Source organism: Pseudoalteromonas sp. P1-13-1a (assembly GCF_001401875.1).
GTDB lineage: Bacteria > Pseudomonadota > Gammaproteobacteria > Enterobacterales > Alteromonadaceae > Pseudoalteromonas.
Genome location: NZ_LKDV01000143.1, coordinates 1 through 224 on the forward strand (window position 1 = coordinate 1; position 224 = coordinate 224).

Annotated in this window: 1 pseudogene; it reads left to right on the forward strand. The window is 53.1% G+C overall.

The annotated features are described in order from the left end of the window. Nucleotides 1–224, forward strand: a pseudogene (locus AN391_RS20635) (RTX toxin); the annotation flags it as partial.

Here is a 224-nt window from a genome sequence, read left to right on the forward strand (position 1 = left end):
TCGGTTACTGACTCTGCAGGCAATGAAACCACAGCCACCACCACCGGTGAGGTTGATACCGCAGCGCCCACAGTAATAATTGATCCGGTTGGTGATACTAATGACACCACACCGACTATTTCAGGCACAGCAACAGGCGAGCCAGAGGGCACGGTTGTTACAATCACCGTAACGGATGAAGCGGGTAACCCACAAACCATTACGACCGAAGTGCAAGCCGATGG